Origin of the sequence: Actinacidiphila alni (genome assembly GCF_900112845.1) — a bacterium.
In the GTDB taxonomy this organism is placed as follows: Bacteria; Actinomycetota; Actinomycetes; order Streptomycetales; family Streptomycetaceae; genus Actinacidiphila; species Actinacidiphila alni.
Genome location: NZ_FONG01000018.1, coordinates 1 through 20094, shown reverse-complemented (window position 1 = coordinate 20094; position 20094 = coordinate 1). Strand labels below are relative to the sequence as shown.

General features: G+C 71.8%; 24 protein-coding genes and 1 pseudogene. 15 read left to right on the top strand and 10 right to left on the bottom strand.

All coding sequences use genetic code 11. The features are described from left to right. Window positions 1-469 precede the first annotated feature (469 nt). The 3 genes from cimA to BM076_RS25830 all read left to right on the top strand — a co-directional run bounded on the left by cimA (window position 470) and on the right by BM076_RS25830 (window position 3863). Window positions 470-2098 carry a citramalate synthase gene (cimA, locus tag BM076_RS25840; protein ID WP_093716099.1) on the top strand — a complete coding sequence of 543 codons (1629 nt, stop codon included), beginning with the start codon at window positions 470-472 and terminating at the stop codon, window positions 2096-2098. 277 nt (window positions 2099-2375) lie between these two features. Next, window positions 2376-2834 (top strand): hypothetical protein, encoded by a 459-nt coding sequence (locus tag BM076_RS25835; protein ID WP_245796383.1) that lies wholly within the window; start codon window positions 2376-2378, stop codon window positions 2832-2834. A gap of 90 nt (window positions 2835-2924) precedes the next feature. Continuing rightward, window positions 2925-3863: a hypothetical protein gene (locus tag BM076_RS25830; protein WP_093716097.1), complete on the top strand. Its 939-nt coding sequence runs from the start codon at window positions 2925-2927 to the stop codon at window positions 3861-3863. 128 nt (window positions 3864-3991) lie between these two features. Here the strand turns inward: BM076_RS25830 and BM076_RS25825 are convergent, their stop codons facing one another. After that, a complete protein-coding gene (locus BM076_RS25825; protein WP_093716096.1) occupies window positions 3992-4954 on the bottom strand; it encodes an ABC transporter ATP-binding protein in 963 nt (320 codons plus the stop codon). A gap of 105 nt (window positions 4955-5059) precedes the next feature. Continuing rightward, entirely contained in the window at window positions 5060-5794 is a 735-nt protein-coding gene (locus tag BM076_RS25820; protein ID WP_093716095.1) for an SDR family oxidoreductase, read from the bottom strand. Window positions 5795-5899: 105 nt separating this feature from the next. Here BM076_RS25820 and BM076_RS25815 point away from each other — a divergent pair, with 105 nt between their 5' ends. From BM076_RS25815 to BM076_RS25795, 5 genes and pseudogenes are all read left to right on the top strand, one after another. Continuing rightward, window positions 5900-6739 (top strand): LysR family transcriptional regulator, encoded by an 840-nt coding sequence (locus BM076_RS25815; protein WP_093716094.1) that lies wholly within the window; start codon window positions 5900-5902, stop codon window positions 6737-6739. Window positions 6740-6762: 23 nt separating this feature from the next. Next, window positions 6763-7211: pseudogene (locus BM076_RS37095) on the top strand (LuxR C-terminal-related transcriptional regulator); the annotation flags it as partial. Window positions 7212-7253: 42 nt separating this feature from the next. Continuing rightward, on the top strand, window positions 7254-7706 hold the full coding sequence (locus BM076_RS25805) for a GNAT family N-acetyltransferase (RefSeq protein WP_245796363.1): 453 nt from the start codon (window positions 7254-7256) through the stop codon (window positions 7704-7706). A 158-nt stretch (window positions 7707-7864) separates the two neighbouring features. Continuing rightward, window positions 7865-9931, top strand: coding sequence for a DUF7507 domain-containing protein (locus BM076_RS35795; RefSeq protein ID WP_177246611.1), 2067 nt, complete (start codon window positions 7865-7867; stop codon window positions 9929-9931). Between the two features lie 147 nt (window positions 9932-10078). After that, complete coding sequence (locus tag BM076_RS25795; protein ID WP_093716093.1) at window positions 10079-11110, top strand: SDR family NAD(P)-dependent oxidoreductase; 1032 nt, start codon at window positions 10079-10081, stop codon at window positions 11108-11110. On the opposite strand, the gene BM076_RS25790 is transcribed toward BM076_RS25795, so the two are convergent. Genes BM076_RS25790 through BM076_RS25780 form a run of 3 tightly spaced genes read right to left on the bottom strand, consistent with a single transcriptional unit; the run spans window position 11100 to window position 12395 of the window. Further along, the gene (locus BM076_RS25790) at window positions 11100-11324 is read right to left on the bottom strand and encodes a DUF7489 domain-containing protein (RefSeq protein ID WP_093716092.1); all 225 of its coding nucleotides are present in this window, start codon (window positions 11322-11324) and stop codon (window positions 11100-11102) included. The two genes, BM076_RS25795 and BM076_RS25790, sit on opposite strands and share 11 nt — an antisense overlap. A gap of 31 nt (window positions 11325-11355) precedes the next feature. Next, window positions 11356-11628, bottom strand: coding sequence for a DUF397 domain-containing protein (locus BM076_RS25785; protein WP_093716091.1), 273 nt, complete (start codon window positions 11626-11628; stop codon window positions 11356-11358). Then, the gene (locus tag BM076_RS25780; RefSeq protein WP_322936254.1) at window positions 11625-12395 is read right to left on the bottom strand and encodes a helix-turn-helix domain-containing protein; all 771 of its coding nucleotides are present in this window, start codon (window positions 12393-12395) and stop codon (window positions 11625-11627) included. Before BM076_RS25780 ends, BM076_RS25785 begins: the two co-directional genes overlap by 4 nt. Before the next feature lie 200 nt (window positions 12396-12595). On the opposite strand from BM076_RS25780, the gene BM076_RS25775 reads away from it, so the two are divergent. The 3 genes from BM076_RS25775 to BM076_RS25765 are packed head-to-tail and all read left to right on the top strand — an operon-like array spanning window position 12596 to window position 13628. After that, the gene (locus BM076_RS25775) at window positions 12596-12847 is read left to right on the top strand and encodes a hypothetical protein (protein WP_093716089.1); all 252 of its coding nucleotides are present in this window, start codon (window positions 12596-12598) and stop codon (window positions 12845-12847) included. Beyond that, window positions 12847-13419, top strand: coding sequence for an RNA polymerase sigma factor (locus BM076_RS25770; RefSeq protein ID WP_093716088.1), 573 nt, complete (start codon window positions 12847-12849; stop codon window positions 13417-13419). The genes BM076_RS25775 and BM076_RS25770 overlap by 1 nt, the downstream gene beginning before the upstream one ends. Continuing rightward, a complete protein-coding gene (locus BM076_RS25765; RefSeq protein ID WP_093716087.1) occupies window positions 13416-13628 on the top strand; it encodes a hypothetical protein in 213 nt (70 codons plus the stop codon). The genes BM076_RS25770 and BM076_RS25765 overlap by 4 nt, the downstream gene beginning before the upstream one ends. Before the next feature lie 34 nt (window positions 13629-13662). On the opposite strand, the gene BM076_RS25760 is transcribed toward BM076_RS25765, so the two are convergent. After that, window positions 13663-14085, bottom strand: coding sequence for a PIN domain nuclease (locus BM076_RS25760; protein WP_093716086.1), 423 nt, complete (start codon window positions 14083-14085; stop codon window positions 13663-13665). Beyond that, window positions 14082-14297: a type II toxin-antitoxin system VapB family antitoxin gene (locus BM076_RS25755; protein ID WP_093716085.1), complete on the bottom strand. Its 216-nt coding sequence runs from the start codon at window positions 14295-14297 to the stop codon at window positions 14082-14084. The genes BM076_RS25760 and BM076_RS25755 overlap by 4 nt, the downstream gene beginning before the upstream one ends. A gap of 197 nt (window positions 14298-14494) precedes the next feature. On the opposite strand from BM076_RS25755, the gene BM076_RS25750 reads away from it, so the two are divergent. The 4 genes from BM076_RS25750 to BM076_RS25735 all read left to right on the top strand — a co-directional run bounded on the left by BM076_RS25750 (window position 14495) and on the right by BM076_RS25735 (window position 18426). Continuing rightward, the gene (locus BM076_RS25750) at window positions 14495-15574 is read left to right on the top strand and encodes an HpcH/HpaI aldolase/citrate lyase family protein (protein WP_093716084.1); all 1080 of its coding nucleotides are present in this window, start codon (window positions 14495-14497) and stop codon (window positions 15572-15574) included. Then, on the top strand, window positions 15571-16437 hold the full coding sequence (locus BM076_RS25745) for an HpcH/HpaI aldolase/citrate lyase family protein (protein ID WP_093716083.1): 867 nt from the start codon (window positions 15571-15573) through the stop codon (window positions 16435-16437). Before BM076_RS25750 ends, BM076_RS25745 begins: the two co-directional genes overlap by 4 nt. A gap of 168 nt (window positions 16438-16605) precedes the next feature. After that, window positions 16606-18189: an acyl-CoA carboxylase subunit beta gene (locus BM076_RS25740; RefSeq protein ID WP_093716082.1), complete on the top strand. Its 1584-nt coding sequence runs from the start codon at window positions 16606-16608 to the stop codon at window positions 18187-18189. 30 nt (window positions 18190-18219) lie between these two features. Then, window positions 18220-18426 carry an acyl-CoA carboxylase epsilon subunit gene (locus tag BM076_RS25735; RefSeq protein ID WP_093716081.1) on the top strand — a complete coding sequence of 69 codons (207 nt, stop codon included), beginning with the start codon at window positions 18220-18222 and terminating at the stop codon, window positions 18424-18426. Between the two features lie 84 nt (window positions 18427-18510). Here BM076_RS25735 and BM076_RS25730 read toward each other — a convergent pair whose 3' ends face one another. The 3 genes from BM076_RS25730 to BM076_RS25720 all read right to left on the bottom strand — a co-directional run bounded on the left by BM076_RS25730 (window position 18511) and on the right by BM076_RS25720 (window position 20092). Then, window positions 18511-19092 (bottom strand): GTP-binding protein, encoded by a 582-nt coding sequence (locus BM076_RS25730; protein ID WP_093716080.1) that lies wholly within the window; start codon window positions 19090-19092, stop codon window positions 18511-18513. Then, the gene (locus tag BM076_RS25725) at window positions 19073-19603 is read right to left on the bottom strand and encodes a DUF742 domain-containing protein (RefSeq protein WP_093716079.1); all 531 of its coding nucleotides are present in this window, start codon (window positions 19601-19603) and stop codon (window positions 19073-19075) included. The genes BM076_RS25730 and BM076_RS25725 overlap by 20 nt, the downstream gene beginning before the upstream one ends. Window positions 19604-19678: 75 nt before the next feature. Continuing rightward, the gene (locus BM076_RS25720; protein WP_033173109.1) at window positions 19679-20092 is read right to left on the bottom strand and encodes a roadblock/LC7 domain-containing protein; all 414 of its coding nucleotides are present in this window, start codon (window positions 20090-20092) and stop codon (window positions 19679-19681) included. Window positions 20093-20094: the final 2 nt, after the last annotated feature.

The following is a 20094-nucleotide window of genomic DNA, read 5'->3' as shown; positions in this document are numbered from 1 at the left end:
CAGCCCCCACCGGCCGGTGGTCGCGAAACAACAGCGTCTGCCCCGCTGGGGGCGGTTTGTAGCAGCAGCCCCGCGCGGCCTGAGCGCGCAGTTCCCCGCGCCCCTGAAGGGGCACCCTCTTCCGCAGAGGTGCGGGTAGGGGTCCGGGCATCCTGACCGGATGGTGAGACTCGGGTCCAGGCCCGGTCGCGCTGTGGCAGAATGCCACCGTGTCCTCGTACGCCAGCATGATTATTGGCCCCAGGCACGCCGGTCCGCAGTGACCCTTCCACTGACCCCAGTGGAACGTCACGGTGTCCCAGACCCGCGTGCAGACCTCTCGCATCCGCGAGGGGTTTTTTCGTTTCCCGGCCCACCCGCGCCGGGCAGCGGGGCGCGAGGGAGGATGGGGGCAAGTGGAGCCGGATCCTCCGGTAATCGGAACCGATCCGGGACGGAACCCACCCACCCGACAGGAGTTACGACAGCCATGACCGCCGAACTGGACGACAGCTTCCACGTCTTCGACACCACGCTGCGCGACGGCGCCCAGCGCGAGGGGATCAACCTCACCGTCGCCGACAAGCTGACGATCGCCCGGCACCTGGACGACTTCGGGGTGGGCTTCATCGAGGGCGGTTGGCCCGGCGCCAACCCGCGCGACACCGAGTTCTTCGCCCGGGCCGCCACCGAGCTGGAGCTGAAGCACGCCACGCTGGTGGCCTTCGGCGCCACCCGCCGCCCGAACGCGAGCGCCGCCGAGGACCCGCAGGTCAAAGCGCTGCTGGAGTCCGGCGCCCCGGTGATCACCCTGGTCGCCAAGTCCCACGACCGCCATGTCGAACTGGCGCTGCGCACCACCTTGGAGGAGAACCTGGAGATGGTGCGCGACACCGTCTCCCACCTCGTCGCCCAGGGCCGCCGCGTCTTCGTCGACTGCGAGCACTTCTTCGACGGCTACAAGGCCAACGCCGCCTACGCCACCGCCGTCGTCCGGGCCGCGCACGAAGCCGGCGCCTCGGTCGTCGTGCTGTGCGACACCAACGGCGGGATGCTGCCCGCGCAGGTCCAGGCCGTCACCGGCCTCGTCCTGGCCGACACCGGCGCCCGTCTGGGCATCCACGCCCAGGACGACACCGGCTGCGCCGTCGCCAACACCCTCGCCGCCGTGGACGCCGGCGCCACCCACGTCCAGTGCACCGCCAACGGCTACGGCGAGCGCGTCGGCAACTCCAACCTCTTCCCGGTGGTCGCCGCCCTGGAGCTGAAGCACGGCCGCAGCGTCCTGCCGCCCGGCGCGCTCGGCGAGATGACCCGGATCTCGCACGCCATCGCCGAGGTCGTCAATCTGCCGCCCTCCACCCACCAGCCGTACGTGGGCGTCTCCGCCTTCGCGCACAAGGCCGGCCTGCACGCCTCCGCGATCAAGGTCGACCCCGACCTGTACCAGCACATCGACCCCGAACTCGTCGGCAACACCATGCGGATGCTGGTCTCCGACATGGCCGGCCGCGCCTCGATCGAACTGAAGGGCAAGGAGCTGGGCATCGACCTCGGCGGCGACCGCGAACTGGTCGGCCGGGTCGTCGCGCGGGTCAAGGAGCGCGAGCTGAAGGGCTACACGTACGAGGCCGCCGACGCCTCCTTCGCGCTGCTGCTGCGCGAGGAGCTGCAGCGCGGCGAGCCCGGCGGCCCGCGCCGCTTCTTCCGCACCGAGTCCTGGCGGGTGATCACCGAGGACCGCCCCGACGGCAGCCACGCCAACGAGGCGACGGTGAAGATGTGGGCGAAGGGCGAGCGGATCGTCGCCACCGCCGAGGGCAATGGCCCGGTCAACGCCCTGGACCGCGCCCTGCTCTCCGCCCTCGGCCGGATCTACCCGCAACTGGCCGCCTTCGCGCTGGTCGACTACAAGGTCCGTATCCTCGAAGGCCGTTCGGGCACCGACTCCACCACGCGCGTGCTGATCACCACCACCGACGGCAGCGTCGAGTGGTCCACCGTCGGCGTCGCCGACAATGTCATCGCCGCCTCCTGGCAGGCACTCGACGACGCGTACGCGTACGGGCTGTTGCGCGCGGGCCTGGAGCCGCAGGAACAGCCGGAGCAGCAGGAGTAGCAGAAACAGCCGGAGTAGCGGGGTCCGCCCGCGCCCGAGCCGTCCGTACCGTCCCGGCCGGATTCCCTCCCTGGGGATTCCGGCCGGGACCGTTCATGTGCGGACCCTGGCGGACGCGCGTAGACCTCGGGCACACTCCTCCTGCGCCACCTGCACACCCCCCACCCCAGCGGAAACAGCAGGAGGAAACCGCATGAGCAATCCCGCACGTCTCCTCGGGACTCTCCGGCCGCGCGCCAGGACCGTGATCAGCGTCCTCGTCCTCGCCCTCACCGCGATGTTCGCCCCCGGCATCGGCCTGGCGACCTCGACCGACGCGTACGCCGTCACCAAGCTCACGCACGCGCAGGCCACCAGCATGTTCAGCGCGGCGGGCATCACCTGGTCGTCGTCCGGCGGCTGTTCCAACCGCAACAACTCCACGTGCACCTCCTTCGACCAGCTCAACCTCGCCACCGCGCAGGGCGCCGTCACCCTCAAGCACGCCAGCGGCTGCGCCCTCAACATCACCGGCGGCACCGAGACCGGCCACGCCAGCGGCACCTACTCGCACTGGAACGGCTACAAGCTCGACTTCGGCAAGAACACCTGCATCACCAACTACGTCCACAACGCCTTCACCTACATCGGCCTGCGCGGCGACGGCTACCCGCAGTGGCAGGCCGCCTCCGGCAACATCTACGCGGACGAGGGCAACCACTGGGACGCCCTCTTCTACTCCTGCGGCGGCTGCTGAACCCCCCTTCCGCCCCGGCGGAATGAGTACGCGTGCTCAGGACCCTTCGCCCCGGGGCGCATAGCCTCGGGGCGAAGGGCGGTGGGGGACATGATGTGGTTCGTGATGCTGGTCGCCGCGCTGACCGGGCGGCTCGGTACGCGGCGGCAGCGGGCGCTGGCCGCGGCGGCGGCCGAACGCGACCTGCCGGGACGGCTCGCCGTGTGCCGGGCGCGCCCCCTGTTCCCGGCGGCCGCCGGCGCCGAGGTCACCTTCCGGGTGACGGACGACCCGGACGCCGCCGTCCGCGTACGGGTGGACCGGGAGCCGCCTGGCCAGGGGGAGTTGGCGAAGGCCGTGGCCGACGGGCTGGCCGCCGCGGAGCGGTGGCGCGACCTCCACGACGCCTTCGCGGACGGCGGTCACGATGTCCTCGCCCTGGACCGGCTCGTCGCCGAGCCGTGGATCGCCGCCGACGTCGCCAACGAGACGGTGGCCGGACTCCTCGACAGCGTCGCCCGCTGCCTCGCCCGCCGGGAGTACGGCGCCCCCACGACGGTGCTGATCGCGCACCCCGAGGTGGCCGCGCGGCTGCCGGACCGCGACCCCGGGGCGCCCACGCTGCTGCGGCTGACGGCACGGCGCCGGCTGGCCGCGCTCTCGGGCGGACGCCCGTACCACCGGGCGTGGTTCGAGTGGCGCGACGGCCAACTGCTGCCCGGCACCGGCCACTTGACCCTGGTACGGCCCTTCGAGGACCGGCAGCGCTACGCCGCCGCCGTCGAGGCGAGTGCCGCCGCGTGGCTGGCCGGGGCCGATCCTTCGGCGACCGTGTGCTCGGCGGGCGGCGTCTGGCGTCTGCTGCCCGGCCGCGTCGACCGCCTCACCGGCTTCGTCGTCTACCGCGACGAGCCCGAACCCGGCCCGGTCTTCCTCGGCAAGCACGCGCTGCGCGTGACGACGGATCTCGACGGCGCCCTCGTCGGCACCCCGGAGATCCTGCGCGACGTCCGCGAGGGCCGCGGCCCGCTGCGGCTCCCCGCGCTCTAGCCCGACCGGCAGATGATGAACGGTGCCTTCCGGTGTCTTTCGGCGCCTGAGCACCCAGCCCCGTACGGTACGGAATTTGGTCTATTCGGCGCGGAGTTGACGCCTGAAGCGCGTCGCGTGTCCGGCGCTCACCGGTCCGCCTCCTCGCCCGTGCGGCCCGGCTCGTCACGACCGTCGGAGGCCCGGAACTCCACCGCGTCCCGGGTGAGTTCCATGTACGCCTCCTCCAACGCCGCCCGGTGCGCCGTCACTTCGGAGAAGGCCACCCCGTCCGCGCCGAGCAGCCGCACCACGGCCTCGGACGTCAGGCCGGAGACGGTGAGGGTGCCGCGGTCGATGACCGCGACCGTCGCCCCGGCCCGCGCCAGCACCGTCATCGCCTCGGAACGCGCCGTCGTCCGCAGCGTCACCCGGTCGCCGGAGGCGGCACCAATCAGCTCCTCGACGCTGGTGTCCGCGATGACCCGGCCGCGGCCGACCACCACGAGATGGTCGGCCGTGTCCTGCAACTCGCTCATCAGATGGCTCGACAGCAGCACCGAACGGCCTTGCGCCGCAAGGGAGACGAGGAAGCCGCGCATCCACGCGATGCCCTCCGGGTCGAGACCGTTGAACGGCTCGTCCAGCATCAGCACCGGCGGATCGCCCAGCAGCGCCGCCGCGATGCCGAGGCGCTGCCGCATGCCGAGCGAGAAGCCCGCGGCCCGGCGCCGTACCGCCGACGCCAGACCCGTACGCTCGATCACCTCGTCCACCCGGCGGGTGCCGAGGCCCTGCGAGTGGGCCAGCCAGAGCAGATGGTCGCGGGCCCGGCGGCTCGGCTGGAGCGCGCCCGCGTCCAGCACCGCCCCGACGTGCCGCAGCGGCTCGCGCAGCCGGGCGTACGGTTCGCCGCCGATCAGCGCCGTGCCCTCGTCGGGCGTGTCCAGGCCGAGCACGACCCGCATGGTGGTCGACTTCCCGGCCCCGTTCGGCCCCACGAAGCCGGTCACTTCCCCCGGCCGTACGCCGAACGTCATCCCGTCCAGCGCCACGGTCCCGCCGTACCGCTTGCGCAGTCCGCGCACCTCGATCCCCGCCGCAGCTCTCATGGCGCTCACGCTACGAAGGGGGCGGGGGCCGGGGCGTCCCCCACGGGAGCGACCCCCTTGCCGGGGAGCCGCTCTCCCGGTCTGTCTCAGGCGATCACGCGTGCCTCACCACGGCACCGGGCCCGCGTCGTCGAAGAAGGCACCGGTCGGGCCGTCGTCGGGCAGGTCCGCGAGCCTGACCGCGATCGCCGCGCCTTGCTGCGGGGTGCGGGTGCCGCGGAAACCGTTGAGGTCGGTCGCGACATAGCCGGGGCAGGCGGCGTTGATCAGGATCGGGGTGTCGGCCAGCTCCTTGGCGTACTGCACGGTCACGGCGTTGAGGAACGACTTCGACGGCGCGTACGCGGCGGAGATCGGCCCGGTCTCGGCGCCGGGCCGGGTCTGGAGGGTGAGCGAACCGACGCTGCTCGACATGTTCACGATCCGCGGGGACGGCGAGCGGCGCAGCAGCGGCAGCAGCGCGTTGGTGACGCGGATGACGCCGATGACATTGGTCTGCACGGCGGCCAGCACCGTGGCCGGGTCGACCTCGGTGGGCGCCTGCGGGGCGCTGCCGGTGATGGCCGCGTTGTTGACGAGGACGTCGAGGCGGCCCTCGCTCTCCTCGATCAGCGCGGCGGCGGCCGTGACGCTCGCGTCGTCCGTGACGTCCAGCGGTACGCCGAAGGCGTCGGCCCCGGCCGCCCGCAGCTTCTCGACGGCGGCCTCGCGGCGCTGCTCGTCGCGGGCGCCGACGCCCACCCGCCAGCCGAGGGCGCCGAGGCCGGCGGCGATCTCGTAGCCGATGCCCTTGTTCGCGCCGGTGACCAGCGCGACGGTCTTTTCGTTGCCAGTGCTCATACGTCCAGCGTGCGGCGCGGTGCCGGGGCGGGTCCAAGACCGATCGGGTGGGCGGCGATACCGGGCGGGTATCGATCGTGGGTCGCGCCGCGTACCGTAAGGGGCATGGAAACACGGGAGCTGCGGTATTTCGTCGCCGTCGCGGAGGAACTCCACTTCGGGCGGGCGGCGGAGCGGCTCGGTATCGCGCAGCCGCCGCTGTCCCGGGCGATCCGCCAGTTGGAGCGGCGGCTGGGCACGGAACTGCTGGAGCGCACCAGCCGGTCGGTCCGGCTCACCGAGGCCGGGACCGTCCTGCTGCGCGAGGGGCGGGCGGCGCTCTACGCGGTCGAGGCCGCCGAGCGCCGCACCCGCCGCGCCTCCGCCGACGGCCCGGGCGTCGCGCTCGCCGCCAAGGCCGGGGCGTCCGGCGAGGTGCTCGCCAAGCTGCTCGACGCCTACGCGGCGCTGCCCGACGCCGTCACCGTCGACGTCATCCTGTGCGGGGTCGGCCAGCAGGAACGCCTGCTGCGCGACGGGCGGGCCGATGTCGCCCTGCTGCACAAGCCGTTCGACGCGACCTCGGGTCTCGACTACGAGGAACTCTCCACCGAGGGCCAGGTCCTCGTCCTGCCGGCCGGTCACTCCCTCACCGGCCGCTCCCACGTCGACCTCGCCGAGGCGTCCGCCCTCCCCGGCCTCCCGCTGCCGCGCTGGCCCGCCATCGACGGCAGCTGCCCGGACGGCCCCGGCCCCCAGGTCCGCGACCACGCCCAGCTCTTCCAGCTGATCGCCCTCGGCCGCGCCGCCGCCGTCCTCCCCGCCTCCTGCGAGTCCCAGCTCCGCGACGACCTCATGGCCATCCCGGTCCCCGACGCCCCCAAGGTCACCACGGTCATCGCCTGGCCCCCGCAGAGCCGCTCCGCCGCGGTCGCGGCCCTGGTCCGTACGGCGACGGCGCTGTAACGCCCACCCGCCGCATCACCTCTCCCGACGGGCCGCGCGTCCTCATCCTCACCACTTTCGACCTCGACGAGTACGTCTACGAGGCGTTGCGCGCGGGCGCCAGCGGCTTCCTCCTCAAGGACGCCACCGCCGAGCGCCTCTTCGACGCCGTCCGCGTCGTCGCCGACGGCCAGGCACTGCTCGCCCCCACCGTCACCCGCCGCCTGATCGGCGAATTCGCCGCCACCAGCCCCGGCGCCCCCCGTCGCTGGCCGCCCTCACCCCCCGCGAAACCGAAGTCCTCCGCCACATCGCCGAGGGCCTGTCCAACCCGGAGGTCGCCCTCCGCCTCCACATCACCGAGGAAACCGTCAAGACCCACGTCAGCCGCATCCTCCTCGAACTCGGCCTCCGCGACCGCACCCAAGCCGTGGTCACGGCCTACGAATCCGGCCTCGTCATCCCGGGCGGCGGCCCCGGCCCGCAGCCGTAATTCGCTCGAACCCGCCACCGCCCCCGCCGTAGGGTCGCGCGCGTGACCCTGATCAGAGAGGCCGGGCCCGGGGATGCCGCCGGGATCGCGTATGTGCATGTCACCTCGCGCGAGGTGACGATGCCTTACCTGCCGCCGCGCAGGCGGAGTGACGCCGAAGTGGAGGCGTGGGTGCGGGAGGTGGTGCTGCCGGGGTCGGCGGTGTGGGTGGCCGAGGAGGACGGCCGGGTCGTGGGTTACGCGGCGGTCGAGGACGGTGTCCTCGACGCCCTCTACCTCCTCGCGGACGTCCGCCGCCGCGGCATCGGCACCGCGCTGCTGGCCCGCGCCAAGGCCCACAGCCCCACCGGCCTCACCCTCTTCGCCTTCCAGCGCAACACCGACGCCCGCGCCTTCTACGAGCGCCACGGCTTCACCCTGGTCGACACCAACGACGGCTCCCGCAACATGGAGAAGGAACCCGACCTCTCCATGCGCTGGCCGGGCACGGCCTAGCCCGCTCCCTCGCGGACGGCGCGTCGGCCATCCGGGGAATGGGGCCGCGTGTCCCCGAAGGGGTGGGCGAGTGGGGCGATTATGTGACTTAGCGTCACGGAATGCGCTCCTGGGTTCGTCGTGCCGCCGCCAGCCGTCACCGCCACCGCCGCCGTCGTGTGACGGCGAGATGCGGGGTCGCGCTGGCCGTCGCTCTGTGTGTGCTGCCCGCGGGGCAGGAGGGCGGTGCGGCGGCATCCCTGCCGAGGGCGGGGCGGGGGTCGGAGCTGCTGAACGAGCCGTTCACCGGAAGCTCGATCGCGGACCCCGGCTTCCAGCCGCTGAACAGCGCGTGCCTGACGGGTGCGAGCGGCCCGCCGCCGGCCGGGGCATCGACGACGGGCCCGTGCACGGACCCCGGCCAGACGGCGGGCCCGGTGCCGGCACCGGGAGTGACACCGGGCTGGCTCCAGTTGACGGACTCGGGCAACTTCCACAAGGGCGGGCTGCTCTACAACCGCCCGCTGCCGGGCAACGGCGGCCTCCAGGTGACCTTCGAGCAGTACCAGTACGGCGGCACCGGCGCCGACGGCATCGGCTTCTTCCTGGTGGACGGCTCGACGGACCTGACGAGCGCGGGCGGCGACGGCGGCTCCCTCGGCTACGCGCAGCGCAATCTGGACCCCGGCGTCGACGGCGGCTACCTGGGCATCGGCCTGGACGCGTACGGCAACTTCGTCAACGACGGCGAGCAGCGCGGCCTGAACTGCCCGGCGGACCAGAAGTCCCCGGTCAACGGCGACGCGCAGGTGCCGAACACGGTGGCGCTGCGCGGCCCCGGCCAGGGCATCGACGGCTACTGCTTCCTCGCCGCGACGATTACCCCGGACGCCAACAACCAGTCGGGCTACACGACGACCCTCCCCGGCGCCCTGCGCTTTCCGGGCGCCGACCCGCTCCAGGCCAAGCGGACCGTACGCCTCACCGTCAGCCCCGAGCCGCTCCCGCTCGTCACTGTCGAGATCGACTTCAACGACGGCAAGGGCTTCCGGACGGTGCTGTCGTACCGGATGAAGGTCCCGGCGCCGCCCACGTACAAATTCGGCTTCTCCGGTTCGACCGGCGGCGGCACGGACGTGCACCTGATCCGGGGCCTGACCGGCAGTTCGGTGGACCCGCTGAGCACGCTCAACCTCGTGAAGACGGTGGCGAGTTCGCCGCCCGGCGGCGGAACGGAGTACGCGGTCGGCGACACCGTCGACTACCGCTTCCTGGTCACCAACACCTCCGCCGACACCCTGCACGACGTGGCCGTCACCGACCCCGACATCACGAACATCCAGTGCCCGAGCACGACGCTCGGCCCGATGGGCACGCCGACCGCGTCGATGGAGTGCACGGGCTCGTACGTGATCACGGGCGCGGACGCCAACGCCGGGCAGCACGTCAACACGGCCACCGCGAACGGCAGGAGCACCGGCGGCGCGAACGTCCCGTCCAACGAGTCCTCCGCCGCGGTCGACGTGGCCAAGCCGGACCACCACCTGGCGATCACCAAGACCTCGGACGCGACGGGCCCGGTCGCGCCCGGCGACACCGTCCACTACACGGTGACGGTACGGAACGCGGGTACGGTCACGGCCGACGCGGCGACGATCACGGACGACCTCGCCGGCGTCCTGGACGACGCCTCGTACAACGGCGACGCCGACTCCGGCGGCGTCGGCACCGTCACCTACGACGAGCCGAAGCTGACCTGGACCGGCGACCTGGCCCCGGGCGCGACGGCGACGATCACGTACTCCGTCACCGTCGACGACCCGGTGACGGGCGACGGCACCCTGACCAATACGGTCGTCGGCCCGGACGGCTCCAACTGCCCGGCGGGCGGCACCGATCCGGACTGCGGCACGGACGTCCCGACCGTGCCGCCGACCACGCCCCCCACCACGCCCCCCACCACGCCGCCGACGACCCCTCCGACGGCCCCGCCGTCCGGTGAGCCGACCACCGCGCCCCCGACCACGGCCCCCCCGACCACGGCCCCGCCGACCGCCACCACGACGCCCGAGCCGCCGACCGGCGGGCCCTCGGCCGGACCGTCCGCGACCGCGTCACCCGGCGGCAAGCCGCTCGCCGCGACCGGCTTCGACTACCCGGCGATGTGGCTGGCCCTCGCGGCGTCCCTCCTGGTCGGCCTCGGCGTCCTGACCCGCGTCTGGACCAAGCGGCCCGGCCGCCACTGAGGGGACGGCGCGGCGAACGGCGGGGTGCGGGACGCGAGGGCGTCCCGCACCCCGCCGTTTGCTAACCGGACACCTCTCCGGTACCGTCGAAAACGAAGACGGAGATATCTCCGTTTAGCCGATTTCCGCACGCCAGGCGAGGTCCCGTTGTATACGCCCAGCACACCCCAGCAGCCCCTCGGCTCCGGTTTCGGAGCCGCCTCCACCACCGCCGAGGTCATCGCCGGCATCGACCTGACCGGGCGCACCGCCGTCGTGACCGGCGGCTACTCCGGCCTCGGCCGCGAAACCGTCCGTACGTTCCTCGCCGCCGGCGCCCGCGTGATCGTCCCCGCCCGCGACACCGCCCGCGCCGAGAAGGCGCTCGACGGGATCGGGGACGCCGACCGGCTCCAGGTGTGGCCGATGGACCTGCTCGACCCGGCCTCGATCGACGCCTTCGCCGACCGTTTCCTGGCCACCGGCGACCCGCTCCACCTGCTCGTGAACAGCGCGGGCATCATGGCCGCGCCGCTGACCCGCGACGCCCGCGGCTTCGAGTCCCAGTTCGCGACGAACCACCTCGGCCACTTCCAGCTCACCGCCCGCCTCTGGCCCGCGCTCGTCGCCGCCCACGGCGCCCGCGTGGTCCAGGTGTCCTCCCTCGGCCACCGCTACTCACCGGTCGACCTCGACGACCCGCACTTCGAGCGCGGCGCGTACGACCCCTGGGTCGGATACGGCCGGTCCAAGACCGCCAACATCCTCTTCGCGCTCGCCCTCGACGCGCGCGGCCGGGACAGCGGGGTGCGCGCCTTCTCCCTCCACCCGGGCAGCATCGCCGGCACCGGCCTGGAGAAGCACGTCGATCCGCGGATGCTCAAGGGCGCCGGGATGCTCACGGAGGACGGCACGCCCGTCCTCGACCCGGCGCGCGGCCTGAAGACGCCCGAGCAGGGCGCCGCGACCATCGTCTGGGCCGCCACCGGCCCGGCGCTCGACGGCCACGGCGGCGTCTACTGCGAGAACTGCGACATCGCGCCGTACGGCCCCGACCTCACCGGCCGCACCTCCATGGCCCAGAGCCGCCGCCTCTACGGCGTGCAGCGGTACGCCGTCGACCCGGACACCGCCGACCGCCTCTGGACGCTCAGCGAGCGCCTCCTCGGCCTGACCTTCGCCACCGCCGCTACTGCTTGACGGGTTCCGGCTCCCCGGCCCGCTTCACCAGCCGGTCGCCGACCTCGAGCGAGGCCCAGAGGTCCTTCTTGATACGGAACTTCCTGGTCTCGCCGTCGGCCAGCTCCACCTTGACGAAGTAGAGCATCATCGAACCGTCCGGCATGGCCCGGCGCTTGTGCACGACGGTGCCTTGCCACTCGTCCTCTGCCTTGACGCGCTTCCTCTTGAACATCCCGCCACCCTAGGCGCGACGCCCGCCCGGTTCAGACAGCCGCGCGGGCGGCGTACGCCACGAAGTCCGCCCACGCGGCGGGCGAAACGGTGAGAGCCGGACCCTCGGGGTCCTTGGAGTCCCGGATGTGGACCGCCTGCGGATGAGCCGCGACCTCGACGCAGTTGCCGCCTTCGTCGGCGCTGTACGAGGACTTCCGCCAGTCGCACGCGATCTCGACGCAGTCCCCGCCTTCGCTTCCGCTGAAGCTGGACTTGAACCAGACGAGGTCGGCGGAGGGCTGCTGCCGTGCTGCGTGGTTCATCGTTCTCCTAGCAGATCGTCCAACAGGCGCTTGCTCTCCTCGGGAGTGAGGGCCTGTGAACGCAGCATCCCATATTTCTGCTGGAGCAAACTGACTTCATCCGGATCATCGACCAGGACGCTGACGCGCTGCCCCTCGATATACGCCAAGTGCTCATGGGCGGGCGTCTCCAGCAGCACCATGGTGCCGTCCAGCCCCGCGTGGAACTCGCACTCGGTCGGCATGATCTGGATGGTCACGAACGGCAACTCGGCCATCGAGCGCAGGTGTTGGACCTGGCGGTGCAGCACCGCCCGCCCGCCGATCGGCCGCCGCAGGATCGACTCCTCGATGATGTACGTCATGTTGGGCGGCGACGGCGCGCGGTCGAAGACCTTCATCCGGACCAGCCGGTCCCTGACCCGCTCCTCCATCTCGTCCTGACGGAGCGCCGGATACACCTGGTTGAACACCGCCCGCGCGTACTCCTCGATCTGGAGCAGGCCCGGCACGACCTGGTTCTGATACGACATCAGCGACAGGGCCTGCGGCTCCTCCTCCATGTAGTCCTGCGCGAACAGCGGATAGCGCTCGGCCTGCGGGACCTCCGCGACCGCGACCTCCAGCGTCTGACTGGTCCGCAGTAACGGGTCCATGTCCCGCGCCAGCCGCAGGCTCAGCGGCCTGCGGCCCTGCTCGATCGACGCGATCTGATCGACGCTGAGGTTGAGTTCGTCGGCCAGGCGTTGCTGCGACATCCCGGCCGCACGCCGGAACTGCCCGACCATGGCACCGATGACGCGCCACGCTGAGTTCTTCCGCGGTCGCTTTCCGTAGGACATGTGATCTCTATGTCCGGCTCAAACCCGCCCCACCCCTGTCGGGCTCGTACATTCCAGCTGTACGAGTTCACGCGGGGTCCCTCCCCGCGCCTCTTCCCCTGTAGCGGCGCCGAAACGACGGACCGCACTCGGGGGAGAGGAGCAGCATGGACCGGGCGACGCTCACGGTCACCGTCATCTCGGCGATCGCGGCCAAGGGCTGTGCCCTGCTGGGGCATTGGCTGCGGCTGCGCTGGCGCGGCCGGTACGAGCAGGCGCGCGCCGCGTATCTCGCCGACGTCGTGAAGGGCGTCGGGGCGGGCGACAGGCTGGAGCTGGAGGACGAGCGCGGCGGCGGTCACCGCCTCCGCCTCACGATCACCCGCACCGGCGGGGGAGAGGACAACGGGATCACGTGATGGATCACGATCCGCCGGCCACCACGTCGGCACAGCACTTACCGGGGGCGGGGGAGACCGGCACCGGCGCGTTCGTACGCGGCACCGTGGACGAGGAGTTCTCGGCCTTCTACCGCGCCGAGGTGCGCGCCCTCGTCGTCTTCCTGCTGCACCACGGCGCCACGCTCGCCGTCGCCGCCGACATGGCGCAGGAAGCGATGATCCAGGCGCACCGCTACTGGGCCACGATCCGTGCGCCGCGCGCGTACGTCCGCACGGTCGCCGCCCGCGCGCTCGCCCGCAAGACGGCCTCCGTCCTGGAGGACCCGGTGGACGACGTGCCCGAACCCACCTCGCTCCTCCCGCGTCCGGACGCGTACGCCGATTGGGAGGACCAGCACGTGACGCTCGCCCTCCTGCGGAGCCTGCCCCCGCGCCAACGGCAGGTCCTCGCCTGGACGTTGGACGGCTACACGCCGACCGAGATCGCCGAGCAGCTCTCCATGACTCCGGAAGCCGTGCGCGCCAGCCTCAAGAAGGCGCGGCTCGCCGCCGTCCACTACCTCGCCGCACGGAAGGACGACGACCGGTGACCGCCGAACACCACCACGACGCGTGGCTGATCGCCGCCCACGCCCGCGCCCTCGACGGCCTCGCCGTCGTCCTCGACATCGAGGCGGGCCTCACCGAAGTCCTCCTCCACTCCCGCCACGCCGCCCTCACGGAGGACGTGGTCCTCGACGTCGACGCGGGCCTCGCGGCGGCCCTGCTGAGCCCGGACCCTGACGCGGAGAAACGATGACTGTTCGTGGTGTGAGCCCAGCGTCCGGGGCGGCTCATTTCCCGGCGGGCGGCCCGTACCACTGGAGTGCCTGGCCGGTCACGGCCGCGACGCACTCGAAGTCCCGGTCACGGTGCAGCAAGGTGAGACCTTGCAGTTCCGCCGTGGCGGCAACCACCAGGTCCACGGCGCCGGCACTGCGGTGCTGGCCGCGTTCCGTGAGGATTCCCTGGACCTGCCAAGCGCGGTCGTACGCCCGGTCGTCCACCGGTACCCAGCCGAACAGCAACCGGATGTCCGCGATGTTCCGAGCCCGGTCCGCGGCTGAGCGGGCGCTGTAGAAGAACTCCAGCTCGGTGATGGGACAGGTGGCGATCAGTCCGGCCGCTGCGGCCTGATCCCAGCCGAACTGCTCCGCCTCGCCGCGCATCAGCCGCGCCAAGGCGCTGGTGTCGATCAGGAATTGGGCCGCGCTCACCGGCGATAGTTCCTCTTGTCCTCGAAGATCTCCAGGTCGAACGCACCCTCGGCTGCCTGGGCGCGCAACCGCGTCAGGGCGAGCGCCCGTCTCCGGTTCTCCAGCACCTCACGAAGCGCGGTGTTGACGGTCTCCCTCTTCGTGCCCGTGCCGAGGGCCTGGGCCACATCGGCGAGCAGCTCGTCGTCCAGGTCGATCACAGTCCGGCTCATCGATGTGCCTCCTTTGATATCACCTCGGGTGAAAAGTATATCGCACGAGGTTCACGCGGGTCCCGTGACCGACGGCACACGTACTGTCGGGTAACAACGAGTGAGCCGACGTCATAAAGTGAGCGCCGTACGGATGGGCCGGTGCGGGCTCATCCGTGCGGAGCACACACCCTCGACCGACCACCCGGGAGAAAAGCATGCGCTCGGCGAAGGACTTCTTCCGTCCGCTGGCTGTGGGGGCTCCGGCTCCCGTGCGGGAGGTGCCGTTCCGGCCCTCGCGGATGATCCACTTCTTTGATCCCGGCAACGAGAAGATGGCCGCGAAGGTGCCGTCGCTGGCACCGCAGGTCGATGTGCTGCTGGGCAATCTGGAGGACGCGGTCCAGGCGGACCGCAAGGAGGCCGCGCGCGCGGGCCTGGTGGCGATCGCGAAGGCGACGGACTTCGGCGGGACGCAGCTGTGGACCCGGGTCAACAGCCTGGACTCGCCGTGGGCGCTGGACGACCTGCTGACACTGGTCACCGAGATCGGCGACAAGCTCGACGTGATCATGGTGCCGAAGGTCGAGGGCGCCGAGGACATCCACTACGTGGACCGGCTGCTCGCGCAGCTGGAGGCCAAGGCGGGGATCACCCGGCCGATCCTGGTGCACGCGATCCTGGAGACGGCGACGGGCGTCGCGAACGTCGAGGAGATCGCGGGCGCCAGCCCCCGTATGCAGGGCCTCTCGCTCGGCCCGGCCGACCTCGCCGCCAGCCGGCGGATGAAGACGACCCGGGTCGGCGGCGGCCACCCCGGCTACCTGGTGCGCCAGGACCCCACGGCGGAGGACGCGCCGCGCGCCACGTACCAGCAGGACCTGTGGCACTACACGATCGCGAGGATGGTCGACGCCTGCGCGGCGCACGGCATCCTGCCGTACTACGGGCCGTTCGGGGACATCAAGGACGTCGTGGCGTGCGAGGACCAGTTCCGCAACGCCTTCCTGCTGGGCTGCGTCGGCGCCTGGTCGCTGCACCCGGTGCAGATCGCCATCGCGAAGAGGGTCTTCTCGCCCGCCCCGGAGGACGTGGCCTGGGCGCGCCGGGTGATCGCCGCGATGGGCGACGGCACGGGCGCGGTGATGATCGACGGCAAGATGCAGGACGACGCCACGTACAAGCAGTGCCAGGTGGTGTCGGATCTGGCCGACGCGCTCGCCGCCCGCGACCCGGAACTGGCCGAGGCGTACGCGGCCGCCGAGAAGGCCGCCGCCGCGAAGGAGGACGACCGATGAACCCCGAAACCCCCCGCCGCTCCGTCCTCTACATGCCCGGCGCCAACGAGCGCGCCCTGGAGAAGGCCAAGACCCTCCCCACCGACGCGCTCATCCTCGACCTGGAGGACTCCGTCGCGCCCGACGCCAAGCCCGAGGCCCGCGACCGGGTCGCGGCGGCGGCCGCGAGCGGCGAGTACGGCTACCGCGAGGTGACCATCCGGGTCAACGCGCCCGGCACCCCCTGGCACGCCGACGACGTACGCGCCGCCGCCGAAGCGGGCCCGGCCGGCGTCGTCGTGCCCAAGGTGGACACCCCGGAGACCGTCCGCGAGGTGGAGGCGGCCCTGGAGAAGGCCGGGGCGCCGGACACCACCGCGATCTGGGCGATGATCGAGACGCCGAAGGCGCTCTTCGCCGCCACCGCCATCGCCGAGGCGTCCCCGCGCCTGACCGTCCTCGTCCTCGGCACCAACGACCTGGTGAAGGAGCTGCGCGCCGAGCACGTACCGGGCCGGGCGCCGCTGCTCACCGGCCTGTCGCTCGCGCTGCTCGCCGCCCGCGCCACCGGCCGGGCCGTGTTGGACGGTGTCTACAACGACGTGCGCGATACGGCGGGCTTCGAGGCGGAGACCCTACAGGCCCGCCAGTTCGGCTTCGACGGCAAGACGCTGATCCACCCCGGCCAGATCGAGCCCTGCAACCGGATCTTCGCGCCCGCCGAGGAGGAGGTCGAAAGGTCCCGCCGGATCATCGCCGCCTTCGAAGAGGCCACGTCACAGGGGCGCGGAGTGGTCACCGTGGACGGCAGGATGATCGAGAACCTGCACGTGGAGGAGGCCCGCCGGGTCCTCGCGCTGGCCGCGGCGGTCGCCGGGCGCTGACCGCGGAGCCCGTCAAGGACGGGCAAAGACGCATCGCACGCGGGGCCGCGGCCGTCACCGGCACGGCCCCGCCCGCGTGCGGTTCTGTGGGGATCCACCATGAAGAGTGGACGGACACTGTACGAAGTCGATGGTCCTTTCTCCACCGCCCGCCCGTACCGTCGATGCATGACCACATCGCAAGAGGTGCCTGCGGACGTCAACGACGCCCGCGGTCGCGTGGCAGATCTGCTCGCGATCCGCGAGCAGGTCCGGCGCGGACCCAGTGAGCGCGCGACCGAGGCCCAGAAGGCCAAGGGCAAGCTCACCGCGCGCGAGCGGATCGATCTGCTGCTCGACGAGGACAGCTTCCGCGAGGTGGAGCCGCTGCGGCGGCACCGTGCGGTCGGCTTCGGCCTGGAGGCCAAGCGCCCGTACACCGACGGTGTCATCACCGGCTGGGGCACCGTCCACGGCCGTACCGTCTTCGTCTACGCCCACGACTTCCGGATCTTCGGCGGCGCGCTCGGCGAGGCGCACGCCACGAAGATCCACAAGATCATGGACATGGCCATCTCGGCCGGTGCCCCGCTGATCTCGCTCAACGACGGCGCCGGCGCCCGCATCCAGGAGGGCGTCTCCGCGCTCGCCGGATACGGCGGCATCTTCCAGCGCAACACCCGCGCCTCCGGCGTCATCCCGCAGATCTCGGTGATGCTCGGCCCGTGCGCGGGCGGCGCGGCGTACAGCCCGGCGCTGACCGACTTCGTGTTCATGGTCCGCGAGACCTCGCAGATGTTCATCACGGGCCCGGACGTCGTCCAGGCCGTGACCGGCGAGAAGATCACCCAGAACGGACTCGGCGGCGCCGACGTCCACTCCGAGGTCTCCGGCGTCTCGCACTTCGCCTACGACGACGAGCAGACCTGCCTCGAAGAGGTCCGCTACCTGCTGTCGCTGCTCCCGCAGAACAACCGGGAGAACCCGCCCGCGGTCGAGAGCCAGGACCCGGTGGACCGGCGCGGCGACGTGCTGCTCGACCTGGTGCCCGCCGACGGCAGCCGCGGCTACGACATGCGCAAGGTCATCGAGGAGATCGTCGACGAGGGCGAGTACCTGGAGGTCCACGAGCGCTGGGCCACCAACATCATCTGCGCGCTGTCCCGGCTCGACGGCCAGGTGGTCGGCATCATCGCCAACCAGCCGATGTCGCTGGCCGGTGTGCTGGACATCGAGGCGTCCGAGAAGGCCGCCCGCTTCGTCCAGATGTGCGACGCCTTCAACATCCCGCTGGTCACCCTGCTGGACGTCCCCGGCTTCCTGCCCGGCGTCTCCCAGGAGCACGGCGGCATCATCCGGCACGGCGCGAAGCTGCTGTACGCGTACTGCAACGCCACCGTGCCGCGCATCTCGATCATCCTGCGCAAGGCGTACGGCGGCGCGTACATCGTCATGGACTCGCAGTCCATCGGCGCCGACCTCACCTACGCGTGGCCGACGAACGAGATCGCGGTGATGGGCGCCGAGGGCGCCGCCAACGTCATCTTCCGGCGGCAGATCGCCGACGCCGACGACCCCGAGGCGATGCGCACCCGCATGGTCAAGGAGTACAAGGCCGAGCTGATGCACCCGTACTACGCGGCCGAGCGCGGCCTCGTGGACGACGTCATCGACCCCGCCGACACCCGCGCGGTGCTGATCAGCTCGCTCGCGATGCTGCGCACCAAGCACGCCGACCTGCCGTCGCGCAAGCACGGCAACCCCCCGCAGTAACCCCCGACCCCACTGGCCTAGGAGATCGTCATGAGCACTCCCGTTGATTCCCTGGTGCGTGTCGAGAAGGGGCACGCCGACGCCGAGGAACTGGCGGCGCTGACCGCCATCCTGCTGGCGCGCGCCGCCGCCGGGGAGCCGGAGGAGGGCGCCGAGCGCCCGCGCCGCTCCACGGCCGCCTGGCGCCGTCTGGAGCGCACCCCGGGCTTCCGGGCGCCGCACTCCTGGCAGGGCTGACCGCCCGCGCCCCGGGCGCCGCGTACGCACGACGAAGGGCCCCGCACCGACACGGTGCGGGGCCCTTCGCGCGTCCTGCGGGCCCTACCGGAGGCGGGCCATCAGCGCGTGCTCGACCAGGGTGATGAGCGCGCTCTTGGCCTCGGGCCGGTGCCGGGCGTCGGTGGTGATGATGGGTGCCTCGGGGCCGATCTGGAGGGCCTCGCGGACCTCCTCGGGACCGTAGGGCTGGTGGCCGTCGAAGCCGTTGAGGGCGATGACGAACGGCAGGCCGCTGTTCTCGAAGTAGTCCACGGCCGGGAAGCAGTCGGCCAGCCGCCGCGTGTCGACCAGCACGATCGCGCCGATCGCGCCGCGCACCAGGTCGTCCCACATGAACCAGAAACGATCCTGCCCGGGGGTGCCGAACAGATAGAGGATCAGGTCCTCGTCGAGCGTGATACGGCCGAAGTCCATCGCCACGGTCGTCGTGGTCTTGTCCGGCGCGTGCGTCAGATCGTCGATCCCCGCCGACGCGGACGTCATCACGGCCTCGGTGCGCAACGGATTGATCTCCGACACGGCCCCGACGAACGTGGTCTTGCCCACGCCGAATCCGCCGGCCACCACGATCTTCGCAGACGTGGTCGACCGGCGGACCGGATCGTTAGAGCTTCCGAAGTCCACTGAGCACCCTTTCAAGCAATGTCACGGCCGGCTGTCCGCCCGCGGACTCGTCGCCGCCCGGCTGGTGGATCTGGACCAGCCCGGCCTCGGCCAGGTCGGCCACGAGGATCCGGACCACACCGAGCGGGATCGACAGCAGCGCGGAGATCTCCGCGATCGACTTGATCTCCCGGCACAGCAGGCAGATCCGCTGGTGTTCCGGCAACTGCCCGCGCAGTCGCTCGGGGTCGGCGGTCGTACTGACCAGCGCCTCTATGGCGAGCTGGTAACGCGGCCTGGTACGGCCGCCGGTCATGGCGTAGGGGCGGACGAGGCCGGACGGGGTGGGGGGCCGCCGCTCCGCGCCGCCGCCACCGCTCCGGTTGCCGCCCGGGCCGCCGCTGTGCCGGGGCTGCCGGTACTGCTGCGGCTGGGGCTCGGGCCGCGGAGCGGGCGCCGAGGGGAAGCTGTACGGATTGAGGGGCGGCTGGTGCGGGCTGCCGTACGGGTCACCACCGGGGGACGTGCTCACGAGTCCTCCTCCTGCTACGGCTGCGCGGTCCGACCGCCGCCCTTCACGTCATCTGAGTCACGCTGGTCGTTCTGGTCAGTTGAGCAGGCTGCCCTGGAGTTCCGCACGCAGGTCCGGGGTCAGTACCGTCCCCGCCCGGTCGACGAGCAGGGCCATTTCGTAGCCGACGAGGCCGATGTCGCACTCGGGGTGGGCGAGTACGGCCAGGGAGGATCCGTCGGAGACGGACATGATGAAGAGGAAGCCGCGCTCCATCTCCACCACGGTCTGGTTGACCGAGCCGCCCTCGAAGATGCGGGAGGCCCCGGCGGTGAGCGACGTCAACCCGGAGGCGACGGCGGCGAGCTGGTCGGCGCGGTCGCGGGGGAATCCGTCGGACATCGCGAGCAGCAGGCCGTCGGCGGAGACCACCACCGTGTGGGACACCCCGGGGGTGTTGTCCACGAAGTTGGTGATCAACCAGTTCAGGTTCTGTGCCGCCTGGCTCATCG

What these genes read in the sequence shown, in the direction of transcription:
- cimA (WP_093716099.1), top strand. Translation starts at nt 470, where the DNA reads ATGACCGCCGAACTGGACGACAGCTTCCACGTCTTCGACACCACGCTG.
- BM076_RS25835 (WP_245796383.1), top strand. Translation starts at nt 2,376, where the DNA reads ATGTTCGCCCCCGGCATCGGCCTGGCGACCTCGACCGACGCGTACGCC.
- BM076_RS25830 (WP_093716097.1), top strand. Translation starts at nt 2,925, where the DNA reads ATGATGTGGTTCGTGATGCTGGTCGCCGCGCTGACCGGGCGGCTCGGT.
- BM076_RS25825 (WP_093716096.1), bottom strand. Translation starts at nt 4,954, where the DNA reads ATGAGAGCTGCGGCGGGGATCGAGGTGCGCGGACTGCGCAAGCGGTAC.
- BM076_RS25820 (WP_093716095.1), bottom strand. Translation starts at nt 5,794, where the DNA reads ATGAGCACTGGCAACGAAAAGACCGTCGCGCTGGTCACCGGCGCGAAC.
- BM076_RS25815 (WP_093716094.1), top strand. Translation starts at nt 5,900, where the DNA reads ATGGAAACACGGGAGCTGCGGTATTTCGTCGCCGTCGCGGAGGAACTC.
- BM076_RS25790 (WP_093716092.1), bottom strand. Translation starts at nt 11,324, where the DNA reads ATGTTCAAGAGGAAGCGCGTCAAGGCAGAGGACGAGTGGCAAGGCACC.
- BM076_RS25785 (WP_093716091.1), bottom strand. Translation starts at nt 11,628, where the DNA reads ATGAACCACGCAGCACGGCAGCAGCCCTCCGCCGACCTCGTCTGGTTC.
- BM076_RS25780 (WP_322936254.1), bottom strand. Translation starts at nt 12,395, where the DNA reads ATGGTCGGGCAGTTCCGGCGTGCGGCCGGGATGTCGCAGCAACGCCTG.
- BM076_RS25775 (WP_093716089.1), top strand. Translation starts at nt 12,596, where the DNA reads ATGGACCGGGCGACGCTCACGGTCACCGTCATCTCGGCGATCGCGGCC.
- BM076_RS25770 (WP_093716088.1), top strand. Translation starts at nt 12,847, where the DNA reads ATGGATCACGATCCGCCGGCCACCACGTCGGCACAGCACTTACCGGGG.
- BM076_RS25755 (WP_093716085.1), bottom strand. Translation starts at nt 14,297, where the DNA reads ATGAGCCGGACTGTGATCGACCTGGACGACGAGCTGCTCGCCGATGTG.
- BM076_RS25750 (WP_093716084.1), top strand. Translation starts at nt 14,495, where the DNA reads ATGCGCTCGGCGAAGGACTTCTTCCGTCCGCTGGCTGTGGGGGCTCCG.
- BM076_RS25745 (WP_093716083.1), top strand. Translation starts at nt 15,571, where the DNA reads ATGAACCCCGAAACCCCCCGCCGCTCCGTCCTCTACATGCCCGGCGCC.
- BM076_RS25740 (WP_093716082.1), top strand. Translation starts at nt 16,606, where the DNA reads ATGACCACATCGCAAGAGGTGCCTGCGGACGTCAACGACGCCCGCGGT.
- BM076_RS25735 (WP_093716081.1), top strand. Translation starts at nt 18,220, where the DNA reads ATGAGCACTCCCGTTGATTCCCTGGTGCGTGTCGAGAAGGGGCACGCC.
- BM076_RS25720 (WP_033173109.1), bottom strand. Translation starts at nt 20,092, where the DNA reads ATGAGCCAGGCGGCACAGAACCTGAACTGGTTGATCACCAACTTCGTG.